Source organism: Empedobacter brevis NBRC 14943 = ATCC 43319 (genome assembly GCF_000382425.1).
GTDB lineage: Bacteria > Bacteroidota > Bacteroidia > Flavobacteriales > Weeksellaceae > Empedobacter > Empedobacter brevis.
In genome coordinates this window covers 196,639-210,787 of sequence record NZ_KB908297.1, presented here as the reverse complement: position 1 = coordinate 210,787, position 14,149 = coordinate 196,639, and the positions used below count along the sequence as shown (strand labels likewise).

Sequence of the window (14,149 nt, the reverse complement as noted above, 5' to 3'; positions counted from 1 at the left end):
AAAAACGCATCCATCGCATTTACAGCCACAGGAAACAATTTTGAATTGGCAATAGCCGTAGCAATAGCGGTTTTCGGTATTCATTCGCCACAGGCATTTGTGGGCGTTATCGGCCCACTGGTGGAAGTTCCGGTACTCATATTATTGGTAAGGGCAAGTTTATGGCTAAAGAAAAAATATTATTGAAGTTAATTTAAGAACGTACAAGAGCATTTTGAAGCATCAAAAAACTAAAAGAAAACCCTCTTAATTAGAGGGTTTATTGTTGGTTTAAAATTTTGAGCATTCTGCCCACCTCAATATCCATTCTCGAAAAGGCAAACCATTTTTTGCCCAGGTCTTTCAGTGATGCTCCGATATGGTAGAGTTCCATATCGTCAATAATCAAAAAGCGGTCGTGTGCATCGGAAAAAGCCTCAATTTCAATAGGCGGATATTGGCTATTGTACCGTTGCATATCCAACCGTAGCTGATTGCTGATGCTTTTGGTATAAATTGTTGCGGTTACATTGTCGCTTCGCTTGCCCAATAAGGTCAATACGGTATCATCCACATAATTATCCAGCAGGATAATGGAGGTTTTTGCATTTCGGATAATATCCGATACAAAGGCGTAGGCATCAAAAACCTGCCCGTTGTAGAAAATACCTTTTTCACTGTGGAGCTTGTCGCTTTCCATAGCTTTAAAAATCTCTTCAAATTTTTGGTCGGCTTCTAATTGCTTTAACTCAATTTTATCCAAACGATGGAACAAAGAAGCGTTGCTGATAAGCATTTTTCGCATTTCTACAAAGGCATTCATTATCTCAATACTTACCTTTATGGCTATTTCTGAACGGAGTACCGAAGCCAGCATCGCTATTCCTGTTTCAGCGAAAACATAGGGTAAATAACGTCTTCCGCCATAATTCAAACTTGAGGTCACAAATTGTGACCTCAAGTTGATAGCATCAAATTCATCCTGTGTCAATTGAAAACGGAAATTTTCGGGAAAACGCTCTTCATTACGTTTTACTGCCTGATTGAAAACCTTGGTTTCCACTTGATAAATCCTTGCGAGGTCACTGTCCAACATCACTTGTTTGCCCCTTATGGTGTATATCAGGTTTTCAATTTCCTTTTGTGCTATTATAAGTTTATCTGTCATTATTACATTACAAAGAGGTTTTCCAAAAGCTAATATAGCTATTTCTTCTTTTTCTTCTCAAACTCAAAAGAGGTTTTGCAATCCGCATCCAATACGATATAGGCATCGAATTTCTTTCCCGCCTTACTCGTCATTCCTTTGATAAGGGAAGTTTTGCCCTTATTGACAAGGTTTTCAATATCGGTTAAGCCGATTTGTACGCCACACACATTGCGGAACTGTACCCAATTACAAACTTCATCAGGACACTTCACTATTTTATCACGGATAATGAGCCCGTGGCTTTTGCATTTCGGGCAAACCAATTTAGGCAGGTTGTTTTGGGCAATGGAAGTTTGCAACAATTCATTGGTAATAGATGAGGCGTAAGTTTCCATTTCTTTTTGAAATGCCTCCGCATCTGCTTCGTTGTTCTCAATTTTCTGCAATGCGAGTTCCCATTCGGCGGTCATTGCCACATCCGCAATTTTACGGTCTTTGACCAATTCATACACTTGCAATCCCTTTTCAGTGGGGATTAAGGATTTCTTTTCCCTTTGGATATAGTTACGGGTAAACAGGGTTTCAATAATTGCGGCTCTTGTAGCCGGAGTACCTATACCGATATTTTGCAGGGCTTTCCTTTCGTCCTCATTTTCGATTTCCTTGCCAGCACTTTCCATAGCCGACAAAAGCCCGGCTTCGGTATAAAGTACAGGTGGTTTCGTTTTCTTTTCCAAAACGGAGGCTTCCTTGATTTTAAGTTCATCGCCTTTTTTCAGTTCGGGCAAATCCTGTACAGGTTCGGTATCATCATCAGAAAAACTTCCTTTGATGGAACGCCAGCCTGCTTCTATTACCTTACAACCCTTTGCTATAAAATCATAATGCAACGCTTGTAAACCTACATCGGTTATCTCTTTGATGCAGGCTTGTGAAAGGGCTTCGAGCAATCGAAAGGCAATCATATCATAAACGGCATTTTCCTTTGCATTCAGTGCCGACGGGATTTTGTCAGTAATCAATAATCCGTGGTGGTCGGTAACACGCAAATCATTAACGATACGCTTATTAAACCGTCCCCATCTCAATTTCGCTACGGCTTGCTTACAGGTTTCCCTGTCCTGTAAAGCCCTTACGAGGTTGGGAATTTCTGCCCACATATCTTCAGGAATGTATTTGCTTCCGGTACGTGGGTATGTGATAAACTTCTTTTCGTAGAGGCTTTGGGCAATATTCAGCGTTTCTTCAGCAGAAAGGTTCAATTTTTTATTGGCTTCCTTTTGCAATCCGGTAAGGTCGAACAATAAAGGCGGTTGTTCTGTAACTCTTTTAGTTTCTACTGATGTAACTGTTGCCGTTTCGCTTCGCTGAATGGATTTCAGCGTATCATCGGCAAGTTTTTGGTCTTCCCATTTGGTTTTGGAAATGCTTTTAAAATCTATCAGTTCTTTGTTGTGCGATAACTGTATCTGCCAATATTTCTTTACCGAGAAATTTTTATTTTCCAGATAGCGTTTGCATATCAAAGCCAGCGTAGGCGTTTGTACTCTTCCGAGCGAATAAATGCCATTCCCTGCGGCTATGCTCAATGCCTGTGTAGCATTGATGCCCACAAGCCAATCGGCACGGCTTCTGCCTTGTGCCGCCTGATACAATCCGTCAAATGTTGCCCCGTCTTTTAGATTATCAAAGCCTTGTTTTATAGCTTTTTCAGTTAGTGAGCTTATCCAAAGACGTTCAAAAGGCTTGTTGCATTTCAGGTATTCATAAATATACCTGAAAATGAGTTCCCCCTCACGACCTGCATCGGTGGCTACAATAATGCTGTTACTACGGTTAAAAAGCTGTTCGATGACTTTCAGTTGCTTTATTGTTCCTGTATCGGCGGTATAGCCTTTGTCTTTTTTGACCTTACGGACGGTCAATAAAAATGGCTTGGGCAGTATCGGTAAAGCTGCCTTATCAAACCCCGAAATGCCGTAATCTTCGGGCATTCCCAAGCCTATTAAATGACCGAATGCCCACGTAACAAAATAGCCGTTACCCGTCAGGTAGCCGTCCTTTTTATCGGAAGCTCCCAACAAGCCCGCTATTTCCCTTGCTACACTTGGTTTTTCTGCGATGATTGTTTTCATAATTAACTCACTTTTCTACCTTTTGATTTTGCAGGTGTTTCGGATTTTTCCTGTTGTTCTTGTTTTTCCTGCTGTTGTTTGTTTTTCGGTCTTTGCTGTCCCGATTTTAAAGGCTCGTTGATATTTTTGGTCGCTTCGTTAGTCTTGCCCTCTGAATTGACGGCGGTTTGCGTTTTGTGGGCTTCGGCAGGTTTTGCCTGTGCCTTAACCTGGCTTGGAAATTGGAAGTTTGTTTTTCCCGTTTCTGCATTGAAAGTGATATAACCCTGATAAGGTTGCCCTTTTTTATCCATCAATCCATCAATGTAAACGGTTTGCCCGGCTTTGAAATCCTTATGCTGTTCATCGGTAAGTTCTTTGCCCCTGAATGTTTTTGGAGCTTCCTGCGGCTGGCTTTGCTGATTACTTTGTCCGTTGTTTTGGGTTTGCCTATTGGAATTATTGCGGTCAAACAGGAACTCCACATAACGCTTGTCAGCATTGAACTGTACCGTTGCCGAAAACTCCGTTCCTTTAGCAGAAATCATACCGTCTAACTTTAGCGGTTTGCCCTCCATTAAAGTTTGCTTTTGCTCATCGTTCAACTTCACACCCTTAATTTCATCGGGAATTTTTATGAAATCCGTCCGTAAGGCTATCACATCATTGGTTAGCCTGTCTATGCTGATAATGGACGGCATTAGTTCGCCCGTTTTGGAATTGGTCAGGTTAACCACACGCCCCATATTGCCTGTTTCGAGCAGGTTTTTCTTGTCCTCATCTGTAAACTTGTGTCCGAAGAACTCAAAGTGCAGGTTAGGTTCTTTTTTGATACCGTGTATTGCCACGATAACATTTCCGTCTTCGCCTTGCTGTAAAGACAGACGGGCATCCGTGCGGAGAATTGTACTACCGAGATTAATGCCAATCGGTAAAAGCTCATTAGTTTTGTAACCTCTTAATAAGGGGTCAAGCAGGTTTCTTTTTTCAAGATATTCTTTGCTCAATCCGAGATTTTTCATTGTGTCCCAATCAATCTGTTCCGGTTTGTAGCGGTACTCGCTGGCTTCCGGTGTTGTTTGTGTTGTTGCCATATTATTTTGATTTTCTTGTTTTTTATCCTGTTGCGGTTCTGTTTTTACTTCGTGTTCTTTCATCACTTTTTCACCTTCGGGAGTGGGCTTATCCACCTGCTTTTGCATTTCCTGTGCTTTTTCAACCGCAATAGGTGCAGGCACTTTGAAGAATGAAAAATTGGTAGGGTTCTTTAACTGGCTGAAAAAATTAGAGAAGAAGTTGGAAAAGAAATCACCGCTTTTGTCCACACGCATAAACTGGTTTTGGTTTTTCTTAGTGGGGTCAACGGTTTCCATTTTTCCGTTCTCGTCAATACTCTTTACGGCTTGGATTTTCATTTTTTCTTTATCCAGCACCAATAATATGTCCGATAATTGTTCGGGCATTTCCTGCTTATTTGTTGTTTCTTCGCTCATAATCTGAAAAATTTAAAGTTTACCGCCGAATGTAAATGAAGCGTTGGCTGTATCGCCCAATGTGGCACTCAAAGGCAGTCTTTGTCTTTCATTGGCGTTCATTTTGAGGGTGGATTAAAACTCTCTCTAATGAACTGATGTACATCGGATAGCTTGTAATACAATTTTCCGCTTATGGTATAATAGGGCAGCTTACCGATGGAGCGATACCGTTGCAGGGAGCGGTTGCTGATTTTAAGCATTTGAAGCAAATCCTGATTATCCAGCAATTCCTCGCCGTCTATGCTGTTGCGTTTCTTTTGCAGTTCATCTATATTGTCGCCCAGCATATCCAAGCGACCCATTAAGCGTTCCATCCACGCCAAAAATTCCATTCTGTCAATATTCATAGGGATATACTTTTAAGGGTTCATACCTATTTTTTATCTGTCTTTAGCTTTCTGCCTTTTTCGATATAGCTTTTGCCTTTTGCCATAAGCTCCTGCACAAATTCATCACTGCTCTGTACGGCATTGGCATTGAGCATATCCTTAATTGCTCCTATGGTGTAGAAATATTGACCATAGATTTTTGAATAAGCAATCTCTCCTTTGGTGCGCATACGCCATAAGGTCTTTTCGCTGATGTGCAGGTATTGGCATACCTCGTGGTTATTGAGCCACAGGTCATCATAGCTTGTATCATCCAATCTTTTCAGGTAGTCGGCAATGGCATTGATACGGCTGTTTAGCTGTTGCCACGCTTCTTCTTCAATGGTTATTATTTTCATTGCACAGTTTTTAAAGTTCACTATGCAAAATTGGTAAGGGTGGCAGTGTTTGTCTGCCAATGCTTGCCAATTGGTTTGGCAGTTTTTTGAAAGTTTTTACAATCAGGGGAACCTCTTGTTTAGTAAGGGTTTTGGGGCATTGAGGATATTTTATAATAGAGTTTTGCCAACATTTGCCAATTGGCAGATATGGGTAAAGAAAAAAGCAGTACGTTTTAGGTACTGCTTTAAATTTATTGTGTTGATATAGCTAAAGGTCTTTATCCATATATTCTTCGAGGGATATTTTGAGCTGGTCTAAAAAAGCCGTCCGGGAACCTGCCCTTGTTTTCATTCGATGGAAAGAGTGATGTATGTCGTTTAATGGTGTTTGGAATAGCACCTGAAAAATCAAAGCTAATTTTCGGATGCCTATTTTTCCGAATGCGATAGAATTTGAAGCATAGAGAGCATATATCAGTTCGATAAGTGCGTTTTGGGAATTTGTCCACGAAATATCCTTGTTTGCTTCTCCATTTAATAAAATTAAATCTGGATTTTCTTCTGGACTGATTTTAGTAAGCATATAAGTATAAAGTAATTCGTTCGCTATAATATGGGCTATTTTGTTATCATAATATGTAGAAAAACTAAGGTCAATTTCAAATACGCCACTCTTTAATCCATCGTGGTAATTGACTTGTCCGATCCTGAAATAACTATGGTCACGGTCTATCCTGCCAGTCCGATAGTACCTATAAAAATCCTCGTTGCAGATACTTTCTTTGTATTCTGATTTCAGGGTTTTTAACAGGTTCTCATAATAACTTTGATGTATTTTGCCATTGCTAACGGGGCAGGTAGTTTCAATGCGGAAGACTTTGTTGTAATAAATGAGCTTTCCTAAGATTTGTGGTTTAATGTTCTTGAAAAAATCAATTTCTTGTTGCTCATATGTAAATCCATCCTGTAAAACTTTTGCTTTTATGTTACACAGCATTTCCTTTAGGAACAGGGTCATTTGATAAGCCTCTTCCGCCGTTGGCATCATTTGAGAAGAAAATTTCTCTTCCTGATGATGAATTTGCGCTAATATTTTATTCAACACGATTTTCATAGCATAGTCGTTTAGAAGTTCTCACTATTGTTTCGGAGTTGCATCTATTGTTGATATGCCAAAATTTGGAAATAATATTGAAACCAATATCACAGTTTTCCCCCAATGGGGAGATTTTATTGATATTTCACGTAGAATGGAAAGGGAAAAATAAAGGGTAAAGCACTAATGTACTTTACCCTTTATTTATTATATTTGCATTAATGATTTACAAGGTAATCAAATGAAAGCAAGTGCAGTAAGCACCATTACTAAATCGTTACCGATAGAGTTTCCCACTCTTGTAAACTACTCTTTATTAGCCACTTTATGCTAAATTAATCTTTTTTGATAAAAAAGAGATGATTTTAGTTTACTAAAGCCATCTCTAAAAAATATTAAGATTAGATTATTTTTTGTTCAAAATATAATGCTCAGCTAAACTTCCGGTAATTTCTTTACCCTCTTGATCTAAGAAGAATAGTCTATTTTCACCAACTTTATAAGTGAAATTTCCGTTATCTTTTGTTTTTATACTTATAGATCCTCCATCTGCAGACCATTCGAATTTACCTTTGTCTTCAAGTTTTAAATTCTTGTTAAGGTATTCTTGTGTTAGATTATAGGTTCCGTCTTCTCCCAATACTAAAACTGTTTTTATTCCTTCACAATCAGCACAAGGTAGAACACCTTCGTAAGTTCCGTCCCAATCAAGAGATGTTCTTGAGGTATCTCCGATTAAGTTCATGTTAACATCAGCAGAATCTTGTTTTGTAATTGTATCTGATGTCGTTTCTGTTTTAGAGATAACTTCTTCTTTTTTCGTTTCGCAGCTTGTAAGAACAAAACTTACAACAGCTAATGATAAAATTAAATGTTTCATAACGTTTAATGGTTTTTTCTAAATTAAATACAAAGTTGTATTTGGACTTTTTAGGTTAAAATATAAAACGAAGATAATTGAAAAAATATAAAATGATTAACATTGGTTATAGAAAAAAAAATAAAAAAATAAGTCGTAAATTAGCCAATCAGAAAAGTAACGTATGAGTGTTGAACTATTACCAGACGGAAGAGTAAAAAAACCTGAGTGGTTACGTGTAAAATTGCCAACAGGAAAGAAACATCGTGAATTAAGAGGTTTAGTTGATAAATATAAATTGAACACCATTTGCCAAAGTGGTAGCTGCCCGAATATGGGAGAATGTTGGGGCGAAGGAACTGCAACATTTATGATTTTGGGAAATGTGTGTACGCGTTCGTGTGGATTTTGTGGTGTTAAGACCGGACGTCCTGAACAGGTAGATTGGGCAGAACCTGAAAAAGTAGCACGTTCGATTAAATTAATGAAGATTAAACATGCGGTTTTAACTTCGGTTGACCGTGATGATTTAAAAGATATGGGATCAATTATTTGGGCTGAAACGATACATGCTGTTCGTCGAATTAGTCCGGGTACGACAATGGAAACTTTAATTCCTGATTTCCAGGGAATGGAAAAACATATTGACCGCTTGATAGAAGCTTCTCCGGAAGTATTGTCTCACAACATGGAAACAGTTCGTCGTTTAACGCGCGAAGTTCGTATTCAGGCAAAATATGATCGTTCGTTAGAAGTATTGCGTTATGCAAAAGAAGCGGGACAACGCCGTACAAAAACGGGTATTATGCTTGGTTTGGGGGAAATGGAAGACGAGGTTTTTGAAACGATTCAGGATGTAGCGAATGCAAATGTGGATGTTATTACAATTGGTCAGTATTTACAACCAACGAAGAAACATTTACCGTTAAAAGAATTTATCACGCCTGAACAATTCAAAAAATATGAAGATTTTGCGCGTGGTTTAGGATTCCGTCATGTAGAATCAGGACCTTTGGTGCGTTCTTCTTATCATGCTGAAAAACATATTTTATAGCTTATTAGCATTAAAAAATATAATGATTAAAAAGAGTTGCAATTAATTGTAACTCTTTTTTTATTTTTATACAAAATCAATTTTTAATATGAACAAACTATTCGCACTATTCTGTATAATTTCCAGTTTTGCGCAAGCACAGGTTTATGAGGTTTTGGTAGAAACAAAACATCAAACAGTGTATAGTGAAAAAGGATTAGAATTTTTTCAAGAGATCAAGGATCCGGATCAACGGAAATGGAATATTGAACAAAATTCGAATCCGCCGGCTTTAGATTTTAAGGTATATTCTTCCAAATCAGAGCTAAATACATTTGAGCAGGATAAAGTTAATAATGAACAAGATTTTAAAGGACAAATTAAAAAATCTGTTCCCGGGCTAAACTTTGGTTATAGTTATACATCATTTGTAGAGAAAGCAAATTATTTACCCATTGATATTTATGGTAAAAAATATACCGTAAAATCTGATTTAAAAGATTTAGTTTGGAACTATACAAATGAAACCAAAGAAATAATGGGCTATAAAGCAGAGAAAGCAATTTCGAAATATGGAGATTTTCAATTAGAGATGTGGTTTACAAAAGAAATTCCGTTCAATTTTATGCCCGCCAATATTCAACCAATTGAAGGATTTGTACTAGAGATGAATTATTATATTGAAAATGAAGCAGGAAAGATGAATAATTTTGTTCGTGTCAAATCGTTTAAACAAATAGAAAAATATAAATTTAAAAAAACGTCTAAAGCACCGATTATTACAGAAGAAAAAAGTTTTGAGTTGTATGATGAGGCTAATGAGAAACGAAATGAAATGTTCAATCAGGACAAGGGGATTGATAAAAAGGATTAAACGCTTTGAAGAATTAAAATCAATCAAGATTGAACAATAGAATTGATAAAAGATGAAAACTTGCTTAACTTTAAGCAAGTTTTTTTGTGTATGAAAATTAAAGCAACGCTGGTAACTATTGGCGATGAACTATTAATAGGACAAATTGTTGACACGAATTCCGCATTTATTGCACAGCAATTAAACAAAATTGGAATTGAACCTGAAGAAATTTTATCGGTTCAGGATAAAATGAATCATATTATTGAAGCGTTCGAACGCGGAGTATCCAAATCAGATGTGATTATTGTTACAGGAGGATTAGGGCCTACAAAAGATGACAAAACGAAGGCTGCTTTATGTCAGTTTCTAAATTGTGAATTGGTTAGGGAAGAAAAAATTATCGAAAATATTGTGAGGTTATTTACTGAACGCGGTTATACAAGAGAGTTGAACCATCTCAATCAAGATCAGGCTTTGATCCCGAAAAAATCTACTTTTATACAGAATCGTTATGGAACAGCACCCTGCCTCTGGACGAATATAGAAGATAAAATTATAATTAATCTTCCCGGGGTTCCTTTTGAAATGAAGGGATTGATGAGAGATGAAATCATACCCCGATTACAAAAACAATTTGATACTGAAGTAATTGTTCATCGAGATATTTTGGTAAGCGGTATTCCGGAAAGTGATTTGGCAATTTTGGTTGATGAGTGGGAAAATAATTTACCGGACTTTATTCATTTGGCTTATTTACCGAATCGGACTTCTATCGATTTGCGTTTTTCGGCTTCAGGAACAGACGAAATCTTTTTGAACAATGAAATTCAAAAGCAGATCAATCAATTTAAATCAATTGCTGGTAAATTTTTAATTTCTGAATATTCGGGGAAAGTGCAGCAGGTTTTAGGAGATATCTTGAAACAAAAAGGATTAACAATTTCTACTGCGGAAAGTTGTACAGGAGGTAATATAGCGACTTTGATTACATCTGTCTCAGGAAGTTCTGCCTATTATTTTGGAACAGTTGTTTCGTATGCAACATCCGTTAAGACTTCTGTTTTAGGTGTCAATCAACATGATATTGACGAATTTACGGTTGTTTCGGAGCAAGTAGCAGAGCAAATGGCAAAAGGCGTTAGGAAACAATTAAATACAAAGCTTAGCGTTTCTACAACAGGTGTGGCCGGACCTAATAAAGGGGAAGATGGGAAAGAGGTTGGGCAGGTTTGGATCTCTGTAACAGATGGAGAAAGAACATTGAATAAAAACTATTTTTATCCTTATTTGGATCGAGAAGATTTTATCAAAATAGTTTCGAATAATGCCTTGAATCAAGTGATTACTTTTGTGAAAAATAATTATTAATATGAACAGACGGCAATGAAAAAAATCTTTTTATCTACCTTATTTCTTGTGATGATGAATGTTAAAGCTCAACAAGTTTTTGGGTTAAAAGCAGGATTACAGACAACAGGAATTACAAAAGCTGAAATAGGAGACAATCAAAATCAATACGGTTTTTATATCGGAATTTTTTATAATCTTCCGCTGTATAATGCTTTTAGCTTCCAACCTGAGCTGTTTTATTCGTTTCAATCTTTTAACAATGTTAACCTTACTTTTTCCGAGTATTTTGGGGGAATTGAGAATGAACAGACAACTCAACCTCGTTTTGATTTTAAATATAAAATGCATCTCATAAAACTTCCTTTGTTATTGAAATATCAACCTCGTAAAGTCTATGTAGAAGTAGGGCCGGAATTGGCTTATTTGATTTCTGCACATGGTAATTATCATGATAAATTAAATGAGATTCCTTTACAAAATGGTAAAATAGAAAATGTCAAACATTTTCAGGTAGCGGCAGTTTCTGGTGTAGGGTATCAATTGAATAATAAATTGGAATTAGGGTTACGTTTTTCTTGGGGTTTTACAAAATTTAGTGAAGCTTCTTATATTAAAAATTTTAATGTAGCAGTTGGTGTAAATTACCAATTGAATTAATGCAAAAACAACTTTTTTCAATTTATAATTGGATTGAGAAGATGTTGTGATAATGAATAATTTGAATGATTGTATACAAATCAACTGATCAGAATATTGAGCTAAGAATTATTGGGTATGATGAACCAAATAATGGAAGAGAGCTTCATGTTGCTGAACTTTATATGAATGGAAAAAACTGTTCAGAAAAGTATTTTATCAATCAATGGAACAGGCTCAATTTTAACCTTGATGAATTCCAATTTGAATCAAAAAATCAAAAACATGTTTTCATTCCGGCCGAAGGCTATAGCTTTGTTATTAATTGTGAAGACTTCTCTGTTATTTATACAGATTTTAAAGGTTTATCTACCGTTCAATTTTTAAAAAATAAATTTTCAGAAGATAAACTTCAATTGTTTTATAGCGATGGAATGGTCGAAATCTATTTGCTTGGTGGTTTGGAAAAAGAGTAAATATATTTAGTCTATTAAATTAATAGAGTTTATATTTGTCGCAAATTTGAGTCAAATGTTAAAAAAGATTGCAAGCAATACTTTATTTAGATTGCTTTTGGGTGTAATAGCCGGTTTAGTTTTAGGAAATTATTTAAACGAAAGTTCCATCCAGGTTGTTCTATCGCTAAAATATTTTACAGGGCAATTGATCTTTTTCTTAGTTCCGTTAATTGTAATAGGTTTTATCGTTTCATCCATCACAAAATTAAATGAAGGTTCTGCAAAAATTGTAGGCTTTTCGTTGTTGATTGCGTATTTATCCTCGATAGGTGCGGGATTATTTTCAATGAGTGCAGGTTATCAAATCATTCCGAATTTATCGGTTCCAACTTCCGTTGACAATTTAAGAGAAGTTCCTAAATTATTATTTCAATTGGATATACCTCCCGTTTTTTCTGTGATGACAGCATTGGTTATATCATTGATGTTGGGAATGGGAATTTTGATTACAAAAGCAAAAGAACTGGAAAAGATGTTTGATCAGTTCAAAGATATTGTGATTCTTTTAGTGAATAAAGTTTTAATTCCAATCTTACCTTTTTTCATTGCAGCGAACTTTGCAATACTGAGTTATGAGGGATCAATTGAAAAACAATTACCTGTTTTCCTGAAGGTTATTTTAATTGTAATTGTAGGACATTTTATCTGGATGACGTTGATGTATACAATAGCAGGATTTTATCACAAAACAAATCCTTTGAAATTATTGAAGTATTATCCGTCGGTTTATTTAACGGCTGTTGGAACAATGTCTTCGGCGGCATCTTTAGGTGTTGCTGTAAAAGCGGTGAACGATAGCAAAGTTGTCAAGCCATCAATCTCTAATTTTACGATTCCTTTTTTTTCGAACACACATTTATGCGGTTCTGTTTTAACAGAAGTTTTTTTCGTTATGACAGTTTCTCAGGTGTTGTATGGCCATATTCCTGATTTGGGAACAATGGTGACATTTATAGTACTTCTAGGTGTTTTTGCAGTTGGTGCACCGGGAGTTCCGGGAGGGACAGTTGTAGCATCGTTGGGGTTAATTTCAAATGTTTTAGGTTTTGATGAAGCGGGAGTAGCTTTGATTTTAACCATATTTGCTTTGCAAGATAGTTTTGGAACAGCATGTAACATTACGACAGATGGCGCATTGACTATGATTGTTGACCGATATGCTGACGATATAAAGGAGTAATCTCTTTTAGTAACGACGAATTAAAATACAGTATATTTTAAATGTAAAAAGCACCTCTTATGAGGTGCTTTTTTGATTGAATATCTTTCGTAATTTTTTCTAAAACTTTTATATAAATAGTTAAAAAATAAAATTAGTGGTCTTAGAAAAGAGAAGATTACAGGTTATTTGGCCATCTTCTGTATTTGTTAGATCGTTTTACGTCAGATATTCGATAGAAAAGAATGTACAAAAAGATGATGTGATAAATTTCAAAGAAATGAGAAATTCGTCCATTTGGAATTTTGTAACGATTGTTATAAAAAAAACAGTTATTCGGTCGTATTTTCTTTTCTCCTGTCTTGTTCCGATTTGTCTTCTGATGTTCCGGATTTCCAATACGAATAAGCGTTGACTTCGTCAATATTCCATAATTTATCTTTACGAAGATAATGGCGACTATTTTTTACTGTAGTGTATTCGGCTGCTATATAAGCAAACCGGTCTTCTTCAGGTAAAGGTATTTTCTTTAGCTGATTGGCTAACTCACTTCCCTTTTGTGGATGACTGTTATAAAGCCAGATAAATTCAATAGAAGCTTTGGTAATTAAATCCTGTTTGTCACTTTCATCAAAAACTTCAATTAAACATGTTCCGGTTGCAGAAGATGGTAAATCTTCTAAAATAGTACTGATAACAGGAATTCCGGTAGCATCACCGACTAAAATATAATTTTTAGAATTTTTGTAAAGTTCTGTTTTCCCTTCTGCCATTAAAACTCCCAAGAGATCTCCTTTTTTTGCATTTATGGCCCATGATGATGCAGGGCCTTCATCTCCATGCGCTACAAAATCAATCCAAATTTCTTTTTTATCAATATCGAATCCGCGATGGGTATAAGTACGAATAATTGGACGAATTTCTTTGGGTAAAGGAATCCATTGCATTTTTTTGTAGTCTATTTTTGGAAAATGAATGGTGGAAATCCCTTTGGGCGGGATAAGTATTTTATTGTTTACTCCAATTGTCGTATTTTTTAGCTGTTCTACTCCTTCTCCTTGTAAATAAACCCTGATATAATGAGGTGTTAGGTATTCTTTTCTGCTGACATATAAGGATAATTCAATCAATTCAAAACGTTCTGAACTCATAACA

General features: G+C 36.2%; 15 protein-coding genes. 7 read left to right on the top strand and 8 right to left on the bottom strand.

The annotated features are described in order from the left end of the window. A partial coding sequence (locus tag H277_RS0112285) for an arsenic resistance protein (protein ID WP_026357575.1) occupies positions 1–186 on the top strand: 186 nt, incomplete at its 5' end. Positions 187–259: 73 nt separating this feature from the next. Here H277_RS0112285 and H277_RS0112280 read toward each other — a convergent pair. The 7 genes from H277_RS0112280 to H277_RS0112255 form a co-directional block, all read right to left on the bottom strand. Further along, positions 260–1,147 carry an ORF6N domain-containing protein gene (locus tag H277_RS0112280; RefSeq protein WP_019975896.1) on the bottom strand — a complete coding sequence of 296 codons (888 nt, stop codon included), beginning with the start codon at positions 1,145–1,147 and terminating at the stop codon, positions 260–262. Positions 1,148–1,185: 38 nt separating this feature from the next. Beyond that, positions 1,186–3,264: a type IA DNA topoisomerase gene (locus H277_RS0112275; RefSeq protein ID WP_019975895.1), complete on the bottom strand. Its 2,079-nt coding sequence runs from the start codon at positions 3,262–3,264 to the stop codon at positions 1,186–1,188. Positions 3,265–3,266: 2 nt separating this feature from the next. After that, positions 3,267–4,736 (bottom strand): DUF3945 domain-containing protein, encoded by a 1,470-nt coding sequence (locus H277_RS0112270; RefSeq protein WP_019975894.1) that lies wholly within the window; start codon positions 4,734–4,736, stop codon positions 3,267–3,269. A gap of 98 nt (positions 4,737–4,834) precedes the next feature. After that, a complete protein-coding gene (locus tag H277_RS20015) occupies positions 4,835–5,125 on the bottom strand; it encodes a helix-turn-helix domain-containing protein (RefSeq protein WP_074745793.1) in 291 nt (96 codons plus the stop codon). Positions 5,126–5,151: 26 nt separating this feature from the next. Continuing rightward, complete coding sequence (locus H277_RS0112265) at positions 5,152–5,505, bottom strand: helix-turn-helix domain-containing protein (protein WP_019975893.1); 354 nt, start codon at positions 5,503–5,505, stop codon at positions 5,152–5,154. Between the two features lie 250 nt (positions 5,506–5,755). Next, entirely contained in the window at positions 5,756–6,601 is an 846-nt protein-coding gene (locus H277_RS0112260) for an RteC domain-containing protein (RefSeq protein ID WP_019975892.1), read from the bottom strand. 388 nt (positions 6,602–6,989) lie between these two features. Continuing rightward, positions 6,990–7,463 carry a copper resistance protein NlpE gene (locus H277_RS0112255; protein WP_019975891.1) on the bottom strand — a complete coding sequence of 158 codons (474 nt, stop codon included), beginning with the start codon at positions 7,461–7,463 and terminating at the stop codon, positions 6,990–6,992. 163 nt (positions 7,464–7,626) lie between these two features. Here H277_RS0112255 and lipA point away from each other — a divergent pair, with 163 nt between their 5' ends. The 6 genes from lipA (at position 7,627) to H277_RS0112225 (ending at position 13,015) form a co-directional block, all read left to right on the top strand. Further along, the gene (gene lipA, locus H277_RS0112250; protein WP_019975890.1) at positions 7,627–8,496 is read left to right on the top strand and encodes a lipoyl synthase; all 870 of its coding nucleotides are present in this window, start codon (positions 7,627–7,629) and stop codon (positions 8,494–8,496) included. Positions 8,497–8,584: 88 nt separating this feature from the next. Beyond that, complete coding sequence (locus H277_RS0112245) at positions 8,585–9,349, top strand: GLPGLI family protein (RefSeq protein WP_019975889.1); 765 nt, start codon at positions 8,585–8,587, stop codon at positions 9,347–9,349. A gap of 90 nt (positions 9,350–9,439) precedes the next feature. Further along, positions 9,440–10,699 (top strand): CinA family nicotinamide mononucleotide deamidase-related protein, encoded by a 1,260-nt coding sequence (locus H277_RS0112240; RefSeq protein WP_019975888.1) that lies wholly within the window; start codon positions 9,440–9,442, stop codon positions 10,697–10,699. A gap of 15 nt (positions 10,700–10,714) precedes the next feature. After that, positions 10,715–11,338: a porin family protein gene (locus H277_RS0112235; protein WP_019975887.1), complete on the top strand. Its 624-nt coding sequence runs from the start codon at positions 10,715–10,717 to the stop codon at positions 11,336–11,338. 65 nt (positions 11,339–11,403) lie between these two features. Further along, positions 11,404–11,793, top strand: a complete 390-nt coding sequence (locus H277_RS0112230) for a hypothetical protein (RefSeq protein WP_019975886.1) — start codon at positions 11,404–11,406, stop codon at positions 11,791–11,793. A 55-nt stretch (positions 11,794–11,848) separates the two neighbouring features. Then, positions 11,849–13,015, top strand: a complete 1,167-nt coding sequence (locus H277_RS0112225; protein ID WP_019975885.1) for a dicarboxylate/amino acid:cation symporter — start codon at positions 11,849–11,851, stop codon at positions 13,013–13,015. Positions 13,016–13,326: 311 nt separating this feature from the next. On the opposite strand, the gene H277_RS0112220 is transcribed toward H277_RS0112225, so the two are convergent. Continuing rightward, a complete protein-coding gene (locus tag H277_RS0112220) occupies positions 13,327–14,145 on the bottom strand; it encodes a siderophore-interacting protein (RefSeq protein WP_019975884.1) in 819 nt (272 codons plus the stop codon). Positions 14,146–14,149 lie beyond the last annotated feature (4 nt).